Annotated in this window: 20 protein-coding genes and 3 pseudogenes; 14 read left to right on the top strand and 9 right to left on the bottom strand. The window is 69.3% G+C overall.

Annotation, left to right across the window (positions count from 1 at the left end):
• Positions 1–38: 38 nt before the first annotated feature.
• Positions 39–335 (bottom strand): hypothetical protein, encoded by a 297-nt coding sequence (locus tag ACRAS8_RS36340; RefSeq protein ID WP_438490287.1) that lies wholly within the window; start codon positions 333–335, stop codon positions 39–41.
• A gap of 203 nt (positions 336–538) precedes the next feature.
• On the opposite strand from ACRAS8_RS36340, the gene ACRAS8_RS36335 reads away from it, so the two are divergent.
• Genes ACRAS8_RS36335 through ACRAS8_RS36325 form a run of 3 tightly spaced genes read left to right on the top strand, consistent with a single transcriptional unit; the run spans position 539 to position 1,650 of the window.
• A complete protein-coding gene (locus tag ACRAS8_RS36335) occupies positions 539–697 on the top strand; it encodes a hypothetical protein (RefSeq protein WP_438490286.1) in 159 nt (52 codons plus the stop codon).
• A 25-nt stretch (positions 698–722) separates the two neighbouring features.
• Positions 723–1,181 (top strand): DUF6228 family protein, encoded by a 459-nt coding sequence (locus tag ACRAS8_RS36330; protein WP_438490285.1) that lies wholly within the window; start codon positions 723–725, stop codon positions 1,179–1,181.
• Positions 1,174–1,650: a hypothetical protein gene (locus ACRAS8_RS36325; protein ID WP_438490284.1), complete on the top strand. Its 477-nt coding sequence runs from the start codon at positions 1,174–1,176 to the stop codon at positions 1,648–1,650. The genes ACRAS8_RS36330 and ACRAS8_RS36325 overlap by 8 nt, the downstream gene beginning before the upstream one ends.
• Positions 1,651–1,684: 34 nt before the next feature.
• On the opposite strand, the pseudogene ACRAS8_RS36320 reads toward ACRAS8_RS36325, so the two are convergent.
• Positions 1,685–1,909, bottom strand: a pseudogene (locus ACRAS8_RS36320) (ATP-binding protein); the annotation flags it as partial.
• A gap of 784 nt (positions 1,910–2,693) precedes the next feature.
• Here ACRAS8_RS36320 and ACRAS8_RS36315 point away from each other — a divergent pair.
• The 3 genes from ACRAS8_RS36315 (at position 2,694) to ACRAS8_RS36305 (ending at position 4,443) form a co-directional block, all read left to right on the top strand.
• Positions 2,694–2,831 (top strand): hypothetical protein, encoded by a 138-nt coding sequence (locus ACRAS8_RS36315; RefSeq protein ID WP_438490283.1) that lies wholly within the window; start codon positions 2,694–2,696, stop codon positions 2,829–2,831.
• A 420-nt stretch (positions 2,832–3,251) separates the two neighbouring features.
• Complete coding sequence (locus tag ACRAS8_RS36310) at positions 3,252–3,719, top strand: hypothetical protein (protein WP_438490282.1); 468 nt, start codon at positions 3,252–3,254, stop codon at positions 3,717–3,719.
• Positions 3,720–3,945: 226 nt separating this feature from the next.
• Positions 3,946–4,443 (top strand): hypothetical protein, encoded by a 498-nt coding sequence (locus ACRAS8_RS36305; protein ID WP_438490281.1) that lies wholly within the window; start codon positions 3,946–3,948, stop codon positions 4,441–4,443.
• Between the two features lie 643 nt (positions 4,444–5,086).
• On the opposite strand, the gene ACRAS8_RS36300 is transcribed toward ACRAS8_RS36305, so the two are convergent.
• From ACRAS8_RS36300 to ACRAS8_RS36285, 4 genes and pseudogenes are all read right to left on the bottom strand, one after another.
• Complete coding sequence (locus ACRAS8_RS36300) at positions 5,087–5,818, bottom strand: alpha/beta hydrolase family protein (protein WP_438490280.1); 732 nt, start codon at positions 5,816–5,818, stop codon at positions 5,087–5,089.
• 265 nt (positions 5,819–6,083) lie between these two features.
• The gene (locus tag ACRAS8_RS36295) at positions 6,084–6,383 is read right to left on the bottom strand and encodes a hypothetical protein (protein WP_438490279.1); all 300 of its coding nucleotides are present in this window, start codon (positions 6,381–6,383) and stop codon (positions 6,084–6,086) included.
• Positions 6,384–6,440: 57 nt separating this feature from the next.
• A pseudogene (locus tag ACRAS8_RS36290) lies at positions 6,441–8,722 on the bottom strand (bifunctional polysaccharide deacetylase/glycosyltransferase family 2 protein).
• 70 nt (positions 8,723–8,792) lie between these two features.
• Entirely contained in the window at positions 8,793–9,245 is a 453-nt protein-coding gene (locus ACRAS8_RS36285; protein ID WP_438490278.1) for a hypothetical protein, read from the bottom strand.
• Between the two features lie 592 nt (positions 9,246–9,837).
• On the opposite strand from ACRAS8_RS36285, the gene ACRAS8_RS36280 reads away from it, so the two are divergent.
• The 5 genes from ACRAS8_RS36280 to ACRAS8_RS36260 all read left to right on the top strand — a co-directional run bounded on the left by ACRAS8_RS36280 (position 9,838) and on the right by ACRAS8_RS36260 (position 15,264).
• The gene (locus ACRAS8_RS36280; RefSeq protein ID WP_438490277.1) at positions 9,838–10,209 is read left to right on the top strand and encodes a hypothetical protein; all 372 of its coding nucleotides are present in this window, start codon (positions 9,838–9,840) and stop codon (positions 10,207–10,209) included.
• Complete coding sequence (gene cseB, locus ACRAS8_RS36275) at positions 10,206–10,901, top strand: two-component system response regulator CseB (protein ID WP_438490276.1); 696 nt, start codon at positions 10,206–10,208, stop codon at positions 10,899–10,901. Before ACRAS8_RS36280 ends, cseB begins: the two co-directional genes overlap by 4 nt.
• A gap of 7 nt (positions 10,902–10,908) precedes the next feature.
• A complete protein-coding gene (locus ACRAS8_RS36270; protein ID WP_438490275.1) occupies positions 10,909–12,123 on the top strand; it encodes a sensor histidine kinase in 1,215 nt (404 codons plus the stop codon).
• Between the two features lie 220 nt (positions 12,124–12,343).
• Complete coding sequence (locus ACRAS8_RS36265) at positions 12,344–13,372, top strand: LCP family protein (protein ID WP_438490274.1); 1,029 nt, start codon at positions 12,344–12,346, stop codon at positions 13,370–13,372.
• A 71-nt stretch (positions 13,373–13,443) separates the two neighbouring features.
• The gene (locus ACRAS8_RS36260; protein ID WP_438490273.1) at positions 13,444–15,264 is read left to right on the top strand and encodes an acyltransferase family protein; all 1,821 of its coding nucleotides are present in this window, start codon (positions 13,444–13,446) and stop codon (positions 15,262–15,264) included.
• Positions 15,265–15,546: 282 nt separating this feature from the next.
• Here the strand turns inward: ACRAS8_RS36260 and ACRAS8_RS36255 are convergent, their stop codons facing one another.
• The gene (locus ACRAS8_RS36255) at positions 15,547–16,281 is read right to left on the bottom strand and encodes a DUF6796 family protein (protein ID WP_438490272.1); all 735 of its coding nucleotides are present in this window, start codon (positions 16,279–16,281) and stop codon (positions 15,547–15,549) included.
• A 202-nt stretch (positions 16,282–16,483) separates the two neighbouring features.
• Between ACRAS8_RS36255 and ACRAS8_RS36250 the strand changes: the two genes are divergently transcribed.
• Positions 16,484–17,301, top strand: a protein-coding gene (locus ACRAS8_RS36250; RefSeq protein ID WP_438490271.1) for an IS5 family transposase whose coding sequence is annotated in 2 segments (ribosomal slippage) — positions 16,484–16,826 and positions 16,826–17,301 — 819 coding nt in all. Because the reading frame shifts where the segments join, the coding sequence is not laid out codon by codon here.
• Between the two features lie 86 nt (positions 17,302–17,387).
• Here ACRAS8_RS36250 and ACRAS8_RS36245 read toward each other — a convergent pair.
• Complete coding sequence (locus ACRAS8_RS36245; RefSeq protein ID WP_438490270.1) at positions 17,388–17,555, bottom strand: transposase; 168 nt, start codon at positions 17,553–17,555, stop codon at positions 17,388–17,390.
• Positions 17,556–17,705: 150 nt separating this feature from the next.
• A complete protein-coding gene (locus tag ACRAS8_RS36240; protein ID WP_438490269.1) occupies positions 17,706–18,236 on the bottom strand; it encodes a hypothetical protein in 531 nt (176 codons plus the stop codon).
• 905 nt (positions 18,237–19,141) lie between these two features.
• On the opposite strand from ACRAS8_RS36240, the pseudogene ACRAS8_RS36235 reads away from it, so the two are divergent.
• Positions 19,142–19,315 (top strand): annotated as a pseudogene (locus ACRAS8_RS36235) (glycoside hydrolase family 3 C-terminal domain-containing protein); the annotation flags it as partial.
• The gene (locus tag ACRAS8_RS36230; RefSeq protein WP_438490268.1) at positions 19,305–19,745 is read left to right on the top strand and encodes a glycoside hydrolase family 3 C-terminal domain-containing protein; all 441 of its coding nucleotides are present in this window, start codon (positions 19,305–19,307) and stop codon (positions 19,743–19,745) included. The pseudogene ACRAS8_RS36235 and the gene ACRAS8_RS36230, both read left to right, overlap by 11 nt.
• Positions 19,746–20,085 lie beyond the last annotated feature (340 nt).

Genomic DNA, 20,085 nt, shown 5'->3' with positions numbered 1-20,085 from the left:
CGGTCCGCTTACGGTGTTCTGCGGAGAGGGACGAGACATCAGGACCGGCGGGCATGGCGGGTCGGGCCGCCTCCGGGGGGGGCCAGCAAGGCGACGATGGTGACCGGCTGCTGGCAGTGTGGGCAGTTCCGGATCGCAGTCGGCTCCAGTGGATATCGCTGGGCGACGGTCGATCGTGAGCCGTCGCGGGTGGCGGCCTTGGGCGGGGGTGGGAGTTCGGGCAGGGGCAGCAGGGCCTCTCCGAGGCGGCGGGCCCATTGCTCGTCGCGGCGCTCGCGTTCGCGCTGCCGTTCCGCTTCCCGCCGGCGGATGGCCGAGCCGATCCGGTGGCCCACACCGTCAAGCTCGGCAAACGACCCCACCCTGTTCCCCTGGACCCCGCCTCCTGGACGGTGGCGCAGCGGTGCCTCGTCCACCGCGAGGCATGGCCGACTGCCAACCCTCACGCGATGGTCACCAAAGGAACAAAGGTCGGCTTCGCCCGGCCTCAACTTCCTATCTCTCCCACGTCCTTGACGAATGCGGATACCCACCCCGAATGATCCGTTGCACCCGCCTCGTCGACTTGGTGAACGCGATGGATCCCAAGCTCGTCGCCGCCGCCTTCGGCATGGATCCGCAGGCAACACTGATCTATCTCGCCGACCGGGTCGATCCCGGACGCCTCCCGACCAGCACAAACTGCGGTGACGGTTGATCCACAAACATCTACCCTTGGATGGATGACCGAGCACGACCCCGACACCTGCGAATCCTTGACAGTCACCGTTCGTTGCCAGGACGACCCGAATACCCGGGTCAGGCTCTTCGACCGATATTTTCCCGACGAGTACAGCACCGGCTTCGCCGTTGAGGTCCACGCCGAAGGGCTTGAAGCCCGCCTCGACTCGGTCGAAACCTCGGTCTGGGGCCGGGAAGATGTCACCGACTTCCTTGACCGGCTGGCCGCGGATTTCCGCGGCTGGGACGGCGAGCGCACCTGGAGCATGAACCACCTCGGACTGCGGGCTGTCTTCCGGCCCGGAGGGCACGTCGGCCTGACCTGGAGGTTCCAGCCCGGGACCGTTCGTGCCCCCTGGAAAGCCTCTGTTACCACCTGGCTGGAGGCCGGCCAGCAGATGGCTGCCCTGGCAGCTGACGTGCGGGAATTTCTCCAGCCCGAAGGAGGCGCACGTGACTGACCTGCAACTGACCTGGACACTCAGGGGACACGGCTGGGCCGACTGCCACGTGGCCGACACGCGGACAGAGGCCGACGTCACCGCCTCGTATATCACCGAGGCACCCGAGGACTTCCTGAGGGCCGTCGCCCGACTTGTCGCCAGCGAGACGGAAATAACCCGTGTGCAGTTCGAGGCCGAGCCCACTGCCTTCCGATGGATCTTCTCTCGCGAAGGCACCGCCGTATGGATCCGCCTGCTGCAACTGGCGCACGGCACTGACCACGACAACACCGGAACCGAGATCTGGTCCACCCAGCAGACCGTCGACACGGTCGCCAGAGCAGTGATCCGCTGCTTCGACAAGGTGGCCAGGCAATACGGGGAAAGTGGATACCGGGGTAAGTGGGGCGAACACTTCCCTCGCACTGAACTCGAAGCCCTCAGGACTGCCTGGCGTGAGCACCAGAGCGAGGCGACAGCGCCCTGAGGGCTGGTGAACCTGTCGCTCTTCGGCTCCGCCTGGATGCCCCGCCCTCGGGCAGCGGCAGGTAGCCGAGCTCGTCGATGATCAAAAGCCGAGGGCCGGAGAAGAACCGCATGCATGTCCTCCAACGGTCTTCGAGCGCGGCCTTGTGGCACTTGGCCGCGAGTTCGGTGGCGGTGGTGAAGTAGACGCGGTGTCCGGCGTCGACCGCGGCTCGGCCGAGCGCGCCCGACAGCATGGTCTTGCCGACGCCGGGCGGGCCGGGGAACGGTAGCGCTAAGCCAGCGGGCGCGGCCAGCTCCTGTGGCCTCCACGAGGTCCGGGCGGTCGCCGCGTCCCGGCCCGCCATCGCGGACACCATCACCGAAACGGCCCCCGCCCGCTCGCCGTCCACGGACCTCCCCGCCGGCTACCACCGCGTCCACGACCGGGAGAACTACACCCTTGCGGTGCCCCGCACCTGGGAACGCAGCCAGCGCCCCAACGGCGTCCTCTACACCGCGGTCTTCTACACCGCACCGGACGGACGCGGCCTGCTCCAGATCCTCCCGCTCGACGCGTCGGACACCCCGGGCCGGTCCCTAGAGGCCACGTCGGAGCAGCTGTCGCGGTCCAACCCCGGCTACGAGGAGTCAGCCTCGAGGCGTCCGCGTCCAGGTCGCCGACTGCGCCTTCACCGCCGCCGTCGGCGGCCACCGGTTCGCCGTGCTCGTTCGTGGCACCGACGCCGAATGGCCCCGACAGGAGGCGATCTCGGGCACCGCGCTGACATCCCTCGCACCGACGGGCTGAGGCGGCGCCGGGCCAGGGAGCGGCTCGGGCATTCGTCACCGATGTGTGCCCCGATCACCGTGCCGGCCGTGCCTGGAATGCATGTCTGGCAGCAGTCAACTCGCCCGAAACGGGGGATGGTTCGAGTCAGTTCGATGCAGGGGGACATCCGGGGACATGGCGACGCAGCCCGCGAACCGTACCGATCCGGCCACCAGTGAGGCGTGCCGGCTGCTGTGCGCCGGGGTCTATCTCGACGCGGACTTCCGGGACAGGTGATCAACGAGCTGTACGTCCACGATGAACACGTCGTTACGCCGTCCTCCGGCTTCGACACGGCCAAGGTGCTGGCGCATGCGCTGCGCGCCCGGCGCAGCGATCTGGTCTGCGGCCTGGCGATCCCGGCCGTCTGAACAGTGACCGTGATACTTCTTCCGAAGGCATTTCTCCTGCTGTTCCCGTCGTGATTCTCGCCGCCGCACCGGCGCTCCGGACGGACGATCCCCGAGCGGGGCGGCTCCGCCGGGCGCTGGCCCAGTGCCTGCGCTGGTACGGGCTGCTGGCTCTGCTGGTCACCGCCCTCACGACGGCGGACCTGGTGGCCGGGAGCCTGAGGTCGCTTGGTGGCGCGCACGGGACGGAGACTGTCACGGACATCCCGCTCCCGTGGCCGGTCGGCCCCGAGGTTCTGGTCGGCCCGCGGCACGCATGGGCGGCGCTCCTCGTCTTCCTGCTGTCGGCCCTGGCGGCCGGCGCTCAGCGGGCCATGGTCGCCGGCGCGCTGGCGGGCGCCCTGTCCCCCCTCTCGGTTCCCCGACCTGGCGGCCGACCCGGTGGAGCAGGCCGACGGGCCGCGCTTCCAGCGCGTACGCACGCTCATCCGCAGGGAGCAGCACGCCCCGCTGGTGCTGTACCGCGTCAGTGATCTCTTCTGCGGTGCAGGAACGCCGCACGAGGCATGGTCGACATCGGTCGAGCTGCGGCCGCGCAAGGGCCATACGCCCGGCCCCCTGGACAACGACACGGTCCTGAACTGGATCCGCCAGGCCCTGGAGCCGCTGCGGGAGCCGTCCGGCGGCGGTGCGCAGCAAGGCGCGGCGGCGGCGCGCGACCGGCTGCGCACAGTGGAAGCCGATGAGTGCGTGTTCCTGCCGGTGGACGAGCTGCCGAGCCGGCACGTGGCGCCGCACACCCAGGAGGAGTTCGAGCTGCACCGGGCGGCCTCGATCGAAGAGGTGGCGAGGCCCGTCGGCACTGCCTGCGCATCCGCGTCGGCGGCTGGGGCGAGGGCCTGGTCGTGACGGTCTTCGTGCGCGTACACACGCAGGGCGGCGTCAGGGTGCTGGAGTTCGCCCCCCATGTGCTGTGGCCGCTGCGCCCGCAGTTCCGGAACGCCGACCGAATCGCGTACCAGCTCCGCCACCAGAGCCTGGCCGGCAAGGCGCTCTGGGCGCTGGGCCATACCCCGGAAAGCCTCGGTCCGGCGCTGCGCATCGGGGGGCGTCGGCGGTCTTTTCGGCCTGGGCCGTGTTCACCCTGGGCGACGGCCGGCTGCTTCCCGACGGTCCGGCGGTCTCTCTCCGCGAGCTGGGTTCGGGCGATGAGCCCTCGCACGTCCAGAAGATGGATGCTGACCGCTACCTTCGGGGCATTCAGGACCGGGTGACCGGCGGTGTACAGCAGGCGCTGCACAAAGCCGGCTGGCAGACCACCGAGGAGCGGACCGTCAACGTCGGCAACGGCGGTGTCTTCATCGATACCGTGCACGGCGCGGTCGGTGTCGGCGAGCACAACACGGTGCCCCACAATGACGGCGCCGGCGCTCCGGCCGTGGATCCTTCGCAGGAGGAGGAGCTGCTACGCGCCGTCCGGGAGCTGCGCGAGGACCTGGCGCGTGCGGTGCCGAGCCCGGTGATCGAGGCATTGAACGCCGAACTCGCCGACACCGAAGGGGAGATCACCGGCAGCGGCGCGGCCGGCCCCGGCCGGCTGGCCCGGCTCCGTGCGGCCCTGGTGGGCGGGTGACGGCACGAACCCAAGCCCGTGTTCCCGGACACTGGGAGCGGTGGTCACATGCACCAGACCACGGAGTGGTGGGCCTACGACGGCCCTCGGCCGGCCGAGGGCGGATGAGGTGCGAGCAGCGTGTTCGCGTGCCCAGACGGGTGATATGACCTTCCCCGAGACGTAACGACGAGGTACCAGAACGCCCTGGCCGGCTAATTTCCGGAACAGCGACGTGGGCGACGTGGACGTTGTGAGGCGCCGGTTCGGCTTTAGCGCAGAGAAGCCGGATCCAGTACATGCCGCACGCTGGGGCGATTGAGGTCCGTGAGATCGGGCTGGGCCGGTTGACCGACGTCGGCGATCAGCGTGCTGAAGGTATCGACCGTAATGTGCAGCGCGATCCGCTGTCCTGTGCCGTCGAACCTTGAGCCTGTGTCACCGAAGTTTGATCGGTAACAGCCCTGGTCACGAGTGCGCCGATGTTGCGCGTACCGCTGGTGGCCGAGCCCCGCCCCGACCGGCCGGTGCCCTGATGGCCGGTCGGGGCGGTTGTGTATCTGCTGGCCACCGCCATCGTGGAGGGCCGGGACCCGTTCTCGATGGCGGCGTTCCGGCCGACGGCGTCTACTGTCTGCGGCCGGCCTGACGGCCCGGCCTCACCTCACTTCAGGTGCCGGGTGAAGAACCGGGCCGCGGCTTCACCCGCGAACTGCGGGACGCCGGTGTGCCCGCCCGTATTGGCCTCCAGGGTCTTCTCCTTGGAGCCGAAGGCGTCGAACAAATCCAGGGCCGCCTGCCGGTCGTTCCCTTCGTCGTCCCACTGCAGCAGAACATGCAGCGGAATGGAGACCTGCCGGGCCTCCTCGAACATGGCGCGAGGCACGAAACTCCCGGCGAAGAAACCGGCGGCCACGATGCGCGGCTCGACCACCGCAAGGCGAACGCCGATGGAGATCACTCCCCCCGAGTACCCGACCGGGCCGCCGATCTCGGGCAGCGGCAGGAGGGCATCAAGGGCGGCCTGCCATTCCGGGACCGCCTTGTCGACGAGCGGGAGGATGAGGGCGTCGATGATCTCGTCGCTGATCGGCTCGCCGGCTTCCCTGGCCCGGCGTAGGTCGGCGCGGGCCTGCTCGGCGGCGGGCCAACGGGGCCGGTCGCCACTTCCGGGGAGCTCGATGGTGGCCGTGGCGAAACCCTCCGCCGCACAGTGCCGGGCCCGGGCCACCAGTCGGGGGTACATCTTGCGCAGCCCGAGGGGAGGGTGGCCGAGCAGGATCAGCGGTGCCGGCGTGGCGGATTCAGGCGTCCACAGGATGCCCGGGATCTCGCCGAGGGTGAATTCGCGTTCGAGGACGCCGTCGTCGAGGCGCTGTTCAGAAGTGAAGTGCATGGTCGTGCCTTTCGGGAGTGCACAGAGACGGCGCTCCCGGACGACCTATCGCCCGACCGTGACCCCAAAGGAGAGCACCCATGTCGATACGTTCACGGGTACCACCTCCTCGTTCTCTCGCACGGCCTCCGGAAAACTAGCAGTGGTCGCCGTGGTCCGCCAACAGGTTTTTGCGGAGGCTCCGTGGCCGTACCTGGCTCCGCGTCACCACGCGCCCCAGGGGTGGCACCGGGTCCGGCGCCGCCGGGGCCTGTGACCAGCGGGATCAATCTTCTTGGTAGCGGTGTTGAGCTGTGCCCATGGCACATGGGACTGTGGGCCAGGGGCGGGCGGGATCTGCTACCACGCTGCCGAGCACGTCGACCACGAGTGCCCCGTCGGCCAGCGCCTCGGCGATGAGAGGCAGCGCCGCTTCCCGGCTGGGGGGATGGATCCACACAACCGCCGTCCCGAAGAGCTCAACCTTTTGACGAGCCTGCATCAGCCCGGTGTGCAACCGCTCAAGATCGGCGTAGTCGACGGCCGCTGGCAGAACGGCGGCAGGCCGCGCCGTGCCGGCTGCCACGGACAGGATGCGCGAGGTACGTCCCTCATGGGAGCCTCCGCAGCGGTTCATGGTCGGTCAGGGTGCTGGTGGAGCGGTGATGCCCCCTGTGCGTGGCCTTGCTTTGGTAGGTCGGCAACGGAGACGCCCGGGCCGACCGCAGCGCACTGGCCCACCGGCCCACCGGTTCAGCGGGCCGTCAGTGTGCGGTGGGCCCCGGTGGCGGGGCGTACGTCGTGTCGGCGGCGGGCATGGCGGGTCGGTGTCCGGTTCGGTGGCCGCGGGGGCCCGCAGGCTCCCGTACCGCTCCATGCGCTGCCAGCGCAGCCGGGAGCCGACCACGGCGGTGAACAGCGACTGGATGACGACCAGGTACATAAGCTGCCGGTAGACGAACTGCTGGAGCGGCAGACTCCACAGCGGTCCGGGCCGTTCACCGTCCAGACGGAACGCGTACCGGCCCATCAGCAGTTGTAGCAGCACGAAGGCCAGCCACAGGCGACGATCCGGACGGGGTCGAGGAAGACCAGGCCGTAGAGGGCGAAGATGTCCACGACGGGCGCGAGCAGCGGCATCAGCACCTGGAAGAGCAGCAGGTAGAGCAGGCCGCGGCGGCCCAGTTTGCCTGCCGTGCCGTGCTGCACCAGCGCGCCGCGGTGCTTCCACATCGCCTGCAGCGTGCCGTAGCACCAGCGGTAGCGCTGGCGCCACAGCGCGTTCAGTGAGGCGGGCGCCTCCGTCCAGGCCCGCGCGTGTTCCTCGTACACCACGCGCCAGCCGGCGCGGCACAGGGCCATGGTGAGGTCGGTGTCCTCGGCGAGGGTGACCTCGCTGACGCCGCCGAGGTCCAGCAGTGCCGGGCGGCGGAACGCGCCGATCGCGCCCGGCACGGTCGGCATGCACTCGGCGAGGTCGAACAGGCGGCGGTCGAGGTTGAAGCCGACCACGTACTCGATGTGCTGCCAACGCCCCAGCAGGCCGCGGCGGTTGACGACCTTCGCGTTGCCCGAGACGGCGCCGACGCCGGGGTCGGCGAAGGGCTGCACGATCGTGCGGACGGTGGTGGGTTCGAGGACCGTGTCGCCGTCGACCATGACCACCAACTCGTAGGAGGCGGTGGCCAGTCCGGTGTTGAGTGCGGCGGGCTTTCCCGCGTTCTGCCGGCGGATCACGCGTACCGGCAGGCCCAGGGATTCCACCAGGTCCGCGGTGCCGTCGGTGGAGCCGTCGTCGACCACGATGATCTCGACCGGATGGTCCGAGGCGAGCAGGGAGCGCACGGCCGCCTCGATGCCCGCGCTCTCGTTGTAGGCGGGGACGATGATGCTGACCGGTTCCGTCACCGCCGGCCCCTACGGTCGGCCCCGGCGCCGGTCCCTCAGCCGCCGGTGTCGACGGGCCGCGACCAGGACGACCATCGCGCCCAGCACGCCGGCCACTCCGGCCGCGCACATCAAGGCGCCCAGTAGCCACACGGCCCAGTCACCGCCCTGGAGTCCCCACACCAGCGCCGTCCCCTGCACGCGGTCGCCGATCCCTGCGGCGTGTACGGGGCCGGCCATGCCGACCGCGTCGCTGACCGTCGCGAACCGGTAGCCACCGTCCTTGAGTTGGGGCAGCAGGGCGCCGAGTGCGGCGATCGTCTGCGACCGGTCGCCGCCGGCGTCGTGCATCAGCAGGATCTGTCCCCGGTCGCCGCGGGGTGTGGCGTTGGCGATGATGCGGGACACGCCGGGTCGCTGCCAGTCCTCGGTGTCCTGGGTGGTGAGGCCCGTGGTGTACCCGGCTCCGGCCGTCCGCTTCAGCATGGTCCAGCCGGCGTTGTCCACCGCGTGGTTCTGGGAGGAGTACGGCGGACGGAGCAGGGAGGTGGTGACGCCCGCCGCGGCCACCACGGCCAGCTGGGACTCGCGCAGCTCCAGGGAGCGCTGCCAGGGGGCGAGCTTGCCGAGGTCGGGGTGGGTGAAGCTGTGGATGCCGATCTGGTGGCCCTCGGCGACGATCCTGCGGACCAGCTCCGGGTGGTTGATCACCTGGGTGCCGACCAGGAAGAAGGTCGCGTGTACGTGGTTGCGGCGCAGTACGTCGAGGATCCGCGGCGTCCAGGTCGGGTCGGGGCCGTCGTCGAAGGTCAGCGCAACGGTGCGGGGCTTGACCCGCGCGGTGTGCGGGGAGGTGTCGGCGTTCGCGATCACCGGACCGCCGTGCGCCACGTGGGCGGGCACCGCGTCGCTCGGGCCTTGGGCGCTCTCGTCCGGCGTGATGCCGAACATGTGGTGGGTGTAGCCCTGGAGCAGCAGGGCCGCCGACAGCGTCACGGCGAACACGCTCAGCAGCAGCCAGTGGGTGCGCGGTGTGATCTGGCGGGTGCGGCCGTGGCGGCGGGAGTCTTTGCGTCGATGGGGGTGGTCACGGAGGGGCTTTCGAGGATCACTTCAGGGCGGTGTGGGACCGGTCTGCGGCGGTGGGCGGCGCGGTGGCGGAGGGGGCGGCGGTCTTCGCCCCGGTGGGGCCGCCGGTCGCGTGGCCGGGTCCGGGGGAGGTGTCGGGCGCGGACGCCGAGGGGCGGGGCGCCGGGCCGGTCGGCGGCACGGACGCGGTGGTGAGCGCGGGGCCGCTCAGCACCGTGCTGACCAGCAGGGCCGCGTAGCCGCCCGCGGGGAGCGCCAGGAGCCGGGCGGCCCTCCGCACGCGGCGCCGGCGCCGTCCCGAGGCGTCGACGAACACGGGCTGCACCGCCTCGCCCCCGGACGCGTGCGGGCTGGACACGCGGGCGTCATGGCCGGACGCGGTGCCGAACGGCCCGAGCGCGGGGGTACCGGCGAGGCCGACCGTTGTGGCCGCCTCGCTGCGGAGGGTGCTGGTCGTCGAGGCTCGGCTCATGGCTTCTCGGCTCCGGTGATGTCGCTGGTCATCGGCTGGCGCTGCAGAAGCTATGCGGGGATCTTCTCGGCGGATCGTCGCTTGTGTTTCGTCCGTTCATCGAGGCTGATACACGACCTGTACACGGCGGAACGTCTGCACGCTGTCCTGCCTGGCCCAGGCGCACGGCACGGGCAACGTGGCGGTCATCGGCCCGCGGTCCTACCCAACCACGGGGCCGGTCGCTGCGCGCCTCCAGCGCCGCGTTCAACGTGCCTGGATCAGAAGGATCCGAACCTGCGTTGCTACCGTTGGCTTCCTATGGGCTGGAGTGTGACACCGTTGCGAGGGGGCCGACGACGCGCAGGCACGGTCGTGCCGGCGCTGGTGGGTGCCGCCTTTGCGGTGGCTCTGCTGGGGGGGCTGCGGCATCTCGGCGGGGCTGCGGAACGCCGGACCGGCCCCCTCGGTGTCCGTGCCGGCGAGTCCTTCCCCGCTGTGGCCGGGCCACACGCCCCCCAGTTCCGGCAACGGGTACGTGTATACCCCTCCCGTTCGTCCGCCCTTGCCGGGCTTCACTCTTCCCCCCGGTGGACTGAAGAAGGTCTCGCCTGTGACATTGCTCAAGGCGGACCCCGATGTAGGCGAGCAGCTGGGGAAATCGCTACGGGACTGCCCCGGATCATCGTGTCCGCTGCGCCCGCCCGCCTATCCGGATCTGACCGGCGACGGCCGGCCTGCTGTGGTGCTCGTCATCGACGATCACGGGTTCGCCGACGTGTTCGTCTACGTCGCGGCCCCGGGGAACTCCGTCCGGCAGGTGTTGCAGTATTCCTCAAACGGCGTGGTCGATGCGGGAACCATCGGCCATGACCTCGTCATCAAGAGCAGTGGTGCCCACCAGGACATCACTCGGTACCACTGGAACGGGAAGATCATGGCGCCCGTTCCCTTCGATTCGCCAAGCGCTGTGAGGACCCCGTGACGCATCTGCTCCTTGTCGAGGACGACGAGGTGATCCGTGACACCGTGCGGTTGATGCTGGAACGGTACGGCTACGCGGTGTCCGTGGCCGGGGACGGCCTCACCGGCCTGGAGGTGTTCCGCGAGCGGCGGCCCGACCTGCTGCTGCTCGATGTGATGCTGCCGGAGCTGGACGGTATCGGCTTGTGCCGTCGTGTCCGTGAGTCCAGTCTGGTGCCGATCTTGATGATGTCGGCCCGGGGGGATGCCCTGGACGTGGTGTCGGGGTTGGAGGCGGGGGCCGACGACTATGTGACCAAGCCTGTCGAGACCACGGTTCTGTTCGCTCGGATCCGCTCCCTGTTGCGGCGTGCGAGCTTCCCGCCCGGTGCGGAGGCGGCTGAGCAGGCGGGGTCCGCGCAGCAGCGTGCTGCTCTCACCTTTGGTGACGTGGAGTTCGATCCCGGTGCGATGGAGGTGCGCCGCGCGGGGCGGCTGGTGGAGCTGACCCCGACCGAGCTGCGGTTGCTGTTGGAGTTCGCGGCGAATCCGGGGGTGGTGCTGGAGCGTCGGACGCTGTTGCGCAACGTGTGGGACTACGCCTGGGACGGCGACCGGCGCGTGGTCGATCTGCATGTGCAGCGGCTGCGGGCGAAGATCGGCGCCGAGCGGATTGAGACGGTCCGTGGGTTCGGCTACAAGTTGCGGCGCTGACCGGCCGATGCGCCGGCGTTCGCTGCGGTGGAGGATCGCCGCGCTGGTCGCGGTCGCGGTGGTGGCCGTGGCCGTGGCGATCGGCGTACTGGTGCACCAGGCCACGTACGCCCGGGCCGTCGACCGGGCCCGTGAGGCCGCGCTGCACCAGCTGAACACGGCGGTCGGCACCTACTCCAGCACCGGCGCGCCTGGTGCCGACGCGTATCTTGACTCGCCTCGGGTACCGAGGGAACTCGTGGAGCTGGCACGCCGCGGCAATCAGGGCACCGACTTCGGTGACGGGCCGAACGGGCGGGGGATGTGGGCCGCGCGCCAGGTGGGCGGCCGGGTCCTGTCGGTACAGGTGGGCATGGGCCGGGACGTGAGCGACCTCGCGGCGCTGGATGGCAGCATGGTGCTGGCCGGAGTGGTGGCAGTCGCGGTCGCCGTACCGTTGGGCGCGCTCAGTGCGGACCGGCTGGGGTACCGGCTGCGGCACGCGGCGGGCACGGCGCGGCGGATCGCGGACGGTGAGCTTGACGCCCGCATCGAGGCGACCCCACGTCCGGGAGACGAGATCGCCGAGATTTCCAACGCCGTGGACTCCATGGCGCAGGCACTGCAGCAACGGCTGCTCACCGAGCAGCGGTTCACCGGTGATGTGGCGCACGAGCTGCGCACTCCGTTGATGGGTTTGGTCACCTCCGCGGAGTTGCTGCCGCAGGGGAAGGCCGCCGGCTATGTCCGGGACCGGGTACGGGTGTTGAGCGCGCTGGTTGAGGACCTGCTGGAGATCTCCCGGCTGGACGCCGGTGTCGAGCGGGCCGATCTGGTGCCGTGCGCGCTGGGCGAGCTGGTCGAAGAGTGTGTGCGGCGCACGGGGCTGGCCGCCCACGTGCACGTCGCGGAGGACGCGGTGGTCGAGACCGATCCACGACGGCTGGATCGCGTCGTGGCCAATCTGGTGACCAACGCGCACCGCCACGGACAGCCGCCGGTCACGGTGACCGTCGAGCGGACAGTGGTGACCGTCCAGGACCGGGGGCCGGGCTTTCCGGAGGGCCTGCTGGCCGACGGACCGCAGCGGTTCCGCACCGGCGCCCGGGAACGCGGCCACGGCCACGGCCTGGGGCTGACGATCGCCCTCGGCCAGGCCCGTGTCATCGACGCCGCCCTGACCTTCTCCAACGCGCCCGGCGGCGGTGCGGTGGCGACACTGCGACTACCGGAACACGGCTGAGGGGTACGGGAGCACGGCCGGCGGCGACACCACGGCTGCCGCACACAGCCGGTGGTGACACCGCAGAGCGCCGATACGCCCTCGATACACGGCGGATACCGAGCCGGTGGGGATCGGAGACCCCAGAGATGGCCGCTCGGAGATGTTCCCCGCCAACCATGGCGGAGTCCTTGCGTCTTGCTCACGCATTCGTCTCACCGGCTCACACAGGTGCTTCACCATGGACTTCGCCCGCACACGGACGCCGCAGCGGCCGACGGCCCGCAGCCGTCGTATCCGCTTCGCGGCGTGGACGGCCGCCGCCGCACTGACCGCCGCAGGCGTCGGCGGTTGGCTGCTGTACGCCAGACTCGACCACAACCGCACAACGACCGACGTGGATGCCGCGCTCGGCGGCGAACGTCCCCCGCGCGTCGTCGCCGGCGCCCTCAACATCCTGCTGCTCGGCTCCGATTCGCGTGCCGGGCACAACCAGCGGTACGGCACGGACGAGCGCAGCGCCCGATCCGACACCGCGATGCTCGTCCACCTCGCCCGGGAACGCACCAGGGCCGTGGTCGTCAGCATTCCGCGCGACACCATGGTGGACCGACCCGCCTGCCCGCTGCCCGGGGGCGGCACCGCACGCGCCGAAAGCCCCGTAATGGTCAACACCGCCTTCGAGAGAGGCGGACCGGCCTGCGCGGTCACAACGGTCGAGCAGCTCGGCCAGGTGCGCATCGACCACGTCATCACCGTCGACTTCAACGGCTTCAAAGAGCTCGTCGACGCCGTCGGCGGCGTGCGGATCACCACGGACACGCCCCTCCACGACCGCTACAGCCACCTGGACCTGGACGCCGGAAGCCACCTTCTCAACGGCGAACAGGCACTGGGCCTGGTCCGCACCCGGCACGGCGTCGGCGACGGCAGCGACCTGACGCGCATCAGACTCCAGCAGGCGTTCATGGCCGCACTCACCAGGCAGTTGACAAGCTCCGGCCTGCTCACCGACCCGGTGCGGCTCTACAAGGTCGCCGATACCGCCACCCGCGCGATCACCACGGACAAGGGCCTGAGCTCGGCCTCCGACCTGCTGGGTCTGGCCCGCTCCCTGGCCGGGCTGAAACCCTCCGACACCGACTTCCGGACGCTGCCCGTCGGCCCCTACCCACCGGACCACAACCGCCTGGCCGTCAAACAACCCGAAGCCGCCGCCCTGTGGCGCGCGATACGCAACGACACCGCGGCACCGGCGCGGGAGAAGTGAGCACGACCATGACCGACTTCTCGCAGCCGACCACCTACCGGTCGGCCTCACACCGGCGACGGACCGCACCAATGCCGCCTTCGGAGGCGAAAGCCGCGTCCCGCCCGTACGCCTTCGGCCTCGACGGCCTGCGTGCTCTGGCCGTGACCGCCGTCGTGATCTACCACGTCGACGCCGACTGGCTGCCCGGCGGCTTCCTCGGCGTCGACGTCTTCTTCGGGCTCAGCGGCTACCTGATCACCGACCTCCTGCTTGCCGAGCGGCACCGGCACGGCCGCGTCGACCTGCGCGGCTTCTGGCTGCGCCGGGCCCGCCGCCTGCTGCCCGCACTCGGCGCGCTCGTGCCGACAACGATCGCCGCGGCCACCGTCTGGCACCCGCACCGGCTGGCCTCCGTCATCGACAGCCTGCCGTCCGTGGCGACGTTCACCAACAACTGGTGGCAGATAGCCACCAACGCCTCATACTTCGCGAACTTCGGGCCTCCGGCCCTCTTCCTGCACCTGTGGACGCTCAGCGTCGAGGAGCAGTTCTACCTGCTCTGGCCACTGCTACTGCTCGCCCTGCTGCGCCTCGTGCCCCGGCGCGCTGTCCGGGTGGCCGCCGTGCTCCTGTGCGCCCTCGCCTCGATCACCGCGATGGGACTGCTGTACCAGCCCGGCAACGACCCCTCCCGCGTCTACTTCGGCACCGACACTCATGCCTTCCCCCTGCTGGTCGGCGCCGTCCTGGCCCTGCTGCGGCCCTCCGCCACGCTCCCACCGCACCGGCCGACCGTCCGTGGGACCATCGCCGGAGCCGGCGGGCTGGCCCTGCTCGCCGTGCTCGCATGCACCCTCCCCCACGACCAGGACCGCCTCTACCCCGGCGGCTTCGTCCTCGCCGCCGTGGCGACCGGTGCCGCAGTGTTCGGCGCGGTACAGCCCCAGGGCCCGCTGCCCACCCTGCTGGGCGCGCCCCCTCTGCGATGGATCGGCAAGCGCAGCTACGGCATCTACCTGTGGCACCTGCCGCTCATCTCGCTGGCCACCCCGGACCGCATGACTCCGGCGGACGCACCCTTGAACGCGATCGCCGCCGCTGTCGCCTCCGTCGGCCTGGCAGCGCTGTCGTACCGCTGGCTGGAACAGCCGATCCGGCGATTCGGACTGCTGGGATCGCTCGACCGCATGTGCGCGGGCTTCACCTCGGCGGCCCGCCACCGGACGAAGAACATACTGCTGGCCTGCACCACCGCCTGCTGCGCCACGGTGGTGGTGCTGGTGGCCAGCTGCGGACTGGCGGCGGAGCCGAAGCAGACCGACACACCTGCCGCCGACACCCAGGCACAGCAACCCCCGGCACCACAGCCCGGGACACCTCCGGGCCACACGCCGAACAGCACCCCGACCCCCCGGCAGACCGTGCCCCTGGGAAAGGTGTCCGCGATCGGCGACTCGGTCATGGACGCCGCCGCCCCGGCCCTGAAGGCGAAGTTCCCCGGCATCCACGTCGACGCCAAGGTCGGACGCCAGTTGACCGCCGCCCCCCAGGAAGTCAACACCATGCAAAAGCAAGGCGAGTTGGGAGAAACCGTGGTCATCGGCCTCGGAGCCAACGGCACCGGCGGGGTGCCGGACCTGCAAGCCGCCATCGACGCCATCGGCCCCGGCAAACGGATCGTCCTGGTTACCTGCCATGTCCCGCGTTCGTGGCAGGACTCGGTGAATCGGGCCATCAGCACCGTGGCGGCACGCAACCGCAATGTCGCCATCGCCGACTGGAACAAGGCCGTCACCGGCCAAGAAACCCTGCTCGGCGACGACGGCGTCCACCCCGGCCCGGAAGGCGGCCGACTCTACGCGGACACCATCGCCACCGCCCTAACCACCCTCCCGGCCGCCAGTCACTAGCCGGTAATCCTCTGCCTGGAGCCGCAAGGGGATTACCGAGGTTGCCCTGTGTCCGGATTTCTGCGTTTCCGCAGGGCATGCTGATCACGAAGACTCGGACCCTGATGCATCTCGCGGATGCTCTCTCACCTTGTGCACCTGGAACCGCAAGAAGTCCCATCATCCCGGGTCAGAGGGCATCAGCGTCTTCATGTCCAAGCCTCGGACCAGCCATTGCCCGGTGGGCGTGCACCGCTCACGGCGCGGTAAGGAGGTGGCCGCGCCCACCTCCGAAGCCCGTGGCTACCGGCATGATCGCGCGTGATCCCCAGGCGTCGTCGATGCGGCCCTACGACGGTGGGCGTTCCATAGGGTGGCAGTGGTCAAGGTGAAGAACAGGAGGTTGGCGAGGCTGAGTTGGGCGCCTTGGAGTGGGATGCCCACCGGGCCCGGGATGCCCTGGGCGAGCAGTTGGCCGACAAGGACGCAGACGGCGGGATTGGCGGCGCACATCCAGCGAGGGAAGGAGGTGGTGCCGCGCAGGATGGCGACGGCCATCCACAGGGATGCGGTGAGCCAGCAGACCAGGAGGAGCGCGTAGGCAATGAAGAGCACGGTGGCGAAGTCGCCGGGGAGAGCGAGGAGGGTGGCGGAGGTGGCGCCGGAGTCGTGGATGGCCTTGGCCGCCTGGCCCCAGTAGTAGAAGGAGCCGTGGACGAAGGGGGCAAGGACGAAACCGGTGGCCAGGAGGAGGAACGGAGGCAGGGAGAGGAGAGGGCGAGCCGGGCGCAGGCCGCGGTAGAGGTGCCAGCAGGCGGCGAGGTAGAGCGGACCGGTCAGCACGCCGAGCAGAGCGCCCCAGGCCAGGCGGGTGGTGGAGGCGGGAAGCATCGCGGCGAGGGAGTCGCCGGTGACGCCGCTGTAGGCATGCAGGATCGGGTAGCGATCCGGGGAGGCCATGGGCTTGCCCAGCAGGAGGATGTCACCGATGAGCCAGGCAAGGGAGGCCAGGATCCCGCAGATACCCGCGAATCGCACCACCGGCATCCAACTTGACTTGCCGCCAAGGTAGTTGGGACGGCGTGCTGCCTGTTGCACAAGATGCGTTGACTGGGCTGGCATGAGTCCCCCGATGGCACGCGAAACAAACAACTTAGGAGAGGCTAAGCTAACTTATCGATCGGGGTCGGGGAACCCCTTAGACCGCGTCCTATGTGGTGAGGCGGACGTTGGTCCGTGTATGGGGCGGGGTACGTGGAGTTGGATTGTTCCGCACGGGCTGTGGGAGATCGCGAAGCCGCTGATCCCGCCGTCGAAGGTGCGGCCGCAAGGCGGCGGGACGCAGGACACGCCTGATGAGACGGTATTCGCAGCGATCATCTACGTACTGGTCAGCGGCTGTGCCTGGCGTGCGTTGCCGCCATGCTTCGGAATATCGAAGTCGACTGCCCACCGCCGGTTTCTGATCTGGTCGCGGGCCGGCGTGTGGGGCCGGCTGCACGAGGCGGTCTTGCACCGGCTCGACGACGCCGGCCTGATCGACGTCTCCCGTGTCGTCCTCGACTCGGCCCACGTCAGGGCCAAAAGGGGGGCGAACTCGCAGGTCCGAGCCCCGTGGACCGGGGCAAGCCGGGTTCCAAGATGCACGTCCTGTCGGACGCAAACGGACTGCCCCTGGTCGTCGGCATCTCGGCTGGCAACACCCATGACAGCGAAGGGCTGAAGCCGATGGTCGAGGGTAACCAAACGAGACACGACCCTCACCGCGGCCGGTATTTCAAGCCTCAGCGTCTGCACACCGACAAGGCGTATGACCGTCCCGACCTGCGCAAATGGCTGCGTGGTAAGCGGATTGAAGTGCGGATCGCCCGCAAAGGCATTGAGCCCAGCGAACGGTTAGGGCGGCGTAGATGGGTGATCAAACGCACCATGTCGTGGCTGTCGGGCTACCGCAGACTCAGCCCCCGCTACGAACGCCATCCCCGCAACTACCTGGCCTTTCTCGGACTCGCCGCAGCCCTGTGCTGCTACAAGCGACTCGCCCGCCTCACCACATAGGACGCGGTCTTAGAGCCATCTCCAGCTCGCGGTTGCGCCGTTCCAGCTCCTTCAGTCGGGCGCGTTCGTTGAGCGACAGGCCAGCGTCAGCGGGAGGTTCGCTCCGCTTCTCGTGCTTCTTCACCCAGCCCCCGGAGCGTTTCCGGGTTGATTCCGAGTTCACGGCCGACTTCTGTGACGGTCTTGCTCGACCTCAGTGCGATCTGGACGGCTTCTTCCCGGAACTCCGGGGTGTACTTGCTGGGTAGCGCCACTTGCTCTTCCTCGTTTCCTGTTCAGGACAACCCTATTGGGTCCCTGTCCGGAAACTTCGAGGCGCCTCAGGCCTGGTCCGATCCCCCGCCTGTCTCAGATGATGTGGTCCGGCAAGGGACTGGCGGAGAGGCGCCGTCCGTGCAGGATTCTCATAGGTGGTCGAAGAACCTGGTCCACCACGTCGCCCGACCACGGTGTTCCCCGTAGCTGATCGCCTCCCCCACATCGTCGGCCAGCCAAGTCCGCCCGTCGTAGAGGCGGTGCAGCAGTTGTTGGGGGACCAGCAGGTAGCCCAGGTCGGACAGTGCGGAATCGATCCGCCAGCGATCGGTTGCGGACAACGCCCCGCCCTTCATGGCCTGGTCCAGGTCGTCGTGACCATCGGGTGCTGGCGTGGTGACAACAGCCAGGTGGCCGAAGTTACTCAACCGGATCCCAAGCGGCACGCCTGCCTCGGTCGCCGCAGCGGGGATACGTACCATGAAGGAGTAGCTGGCATCCTGCATCGGGCCGTCGAGGACACAGGGCCGCGCGAGTTCCCTGCTCAGCCGCTCGGCCAGCCGGGCCGCCTGCGTCCCGGCCCGTGCGTAGTCGAAACCATGCGGAAACTCAAGATGCTCGGGGCCCGGTAGCTGGTCCAGGGCGTGGAACAGATCGAGAATTCGCTGGTCGTCGTCCATGGAGCAACCTTACGAAACGTTGCAGCCGCGAACCCTGGATCCCCGGCTCGTGTGATCCAACCACCATGGCACAGACATCACGCTGAGCCGGGTCAGATCAACTGAGACAACACGCGGCGCACATTCCTCCGGGGCCAGACCAACTGAGATTTCCGGCACCCCGAAGTCTCACATGATCTGGTCGCCGCAGCTTACGGCTCCGTCTGCAGACGAGATCGTCTGAGACGGGACACGCCTCTCATCACCGCGTCCATTTCCGTGGTCGATCGGGGCACCGACGGAACTCGCTGGTCATGGGCTATGCATCCCCGTGAGAAGATCGTTTCCCGCGCTGTGCCTCCGGCTTTCCCATGGCCCAGGCCAGAGGCTGAGGCAGAGGTTCAGGGGTGGCGGCGGATCTGCCGGGGGGATGCCAAGCCACAGGTCGAGCTGCTTGGCCTCGTGAACGAACATCTCGTCGTTACGACGCCGGGCGAGGGCGGCGAGGCGATATCACCGACGTGGGGATCTTCTGGCGATTGGTCTGGGTGCAGCGGATGTGCGCGCCGTGAAGCTGACGGTATGGACGACGACCAGGGGGTGGTCTTCTGACGGAGGGTCTGAGCCGCTTCGGGTTCGCAGTCGAACCGGCCCGCACCGGCGTGGAGGACCTGTCCGCAGCGACCTCGGCGGAACGGATGACGAGATCATTCACGGCGGGCCGGCGACCAGAGTTCGGCGTGGCCCGTATGACGGCCCGTGAAGCTGTCGGGATGCTTGCCACTGAGGGCACGGTGTTTGTCGTCCCGCAGCGTGAGGCGTTCGTCTCTGTGCTGGAGAGCCGGCCCCGGCGCGTGAGGTGAGCAAGCCCTGTCTGTCTCCCGCGGAGGAGCGGCAGACGGGCGGGGCAGCCTGCGGCTTATGCGGTGATCCTCGTCGTCGGCACCACCGAGGAATACGAGAGCGAGGGCGTCGACCGCGACACCCGCGCACTGCCTGGCCGCCAGGACGAACTCATACGGCGTGTGTGCGAGGCCAATCCCCGCACCGTGGTGGTCGTAAACGCGGGCGCCCCAGTGTTGCTGCCCTGTGCCGCGCTCCCCGCAGCTCTGCTCCGGGCTGGTTCTGCCCGGGCAGGAAGGCGGCGATGCCCTTGCCGACATCCTGTACGGTCCAGCCGAACCCGGCGGTCGGCTGCCCACCACCTCCCCACAGAGCGCGGACGGTCTGCCCCGGGTCCACCCCACCGATGCGTCCTGGAGTACCGGGAGCGGCACCTGGTGGGCCACCGTGCCGGAAATCGACGAAATTCTCCCTTCGGCTACGGGTTGCGATGCACGACGTGGGAGCACAGGGTCGCTGAAACCCGCTTCGAGGGCGACGGCGGTCTTGCTGGTCGACGTGGCACTGCGCGCCACCGGCCTGATGAATATCTCCATGGCCTTCCCTCAGGTCACATCCCCGCAGCCCTCGGAGCGGTCGTGGTCGGCTTCCTCGGCTGCCGCGGGCTGTTCGCGTTGGCGGGCGTGATCGCTCTGGCCGGGACCGCCGCCGTCCTGCCGGTCCTCCGAGAACCCCGAAGTTGCCGTCGATGGCGGCCGCGACGGGGTGGTCCGTGACTCCCGCACGTCGGCCGCACATGTTTCCCTACGGTGCGCGCGCAGGAAACGTCTGTCCGGACTGGCCGTATGCCGTAGCCGTGGAAGGCGTTCACCTTGTGACTGCTGTGGCTACCTGTTGGCGAACGGTGCGGTGTCGGACGTGGGCGAATCCACTGCGCGGAACACGGCATCTTCATTCAATTAGTGAATGACTAAGACCTTTTCGCTTTTCTCTTGGTTTATATCTTGACCCATGGATGGGCCTGGAG

The sequence above is a fragment of the Streptomyces sp. S186 genome (assembly GCF_051603415.1).
Lineage (GTDB): Bacteria > Actinomycetota > Actinomycetes > Streptomycetales > Streptomycetaceae > Streptomyces.
This window is presented reverse-complemented; position numbering and strand designations above follow the sequence as displayed.